Consider the following 212-nt stretch of genomic DNA (forward strand, 5'->3'; position numbering starts at 1 on the left):
GGGTTGACTTGCAACGTTAGTTCTGCGGTAGCGTAACAGTCTGAACTGTCCATAGTCCCAATCATAGTGTCATTGTCTACTCGTACATAAATAATTTGTGGGTTGGTGACATTGGTATAGGGTATTGGTAATGGGTTAATGCCTGCATCTGCATCGGCTTGTGTTAAGTAATAGCTTACGATATAGTTGGCTGGGTCTTGCCCATCTAATAC

1 protein-coding gene is annotated in these 212 nt (G+C 42.9%); it reads right to left on the bottom strand.

Features of this window, described 5'->3' with window-relative positions:
* Positions 1 to 212: hypothetical protein (locus ACVC08_RS00495; protein WP_452600555.1), on the bottom strand; the 212-nt coding region annotated here is incomplete at both ends.

This window comes from Pontimicrobium sp. MEBiC06410, from assembly GCF_053601615.1.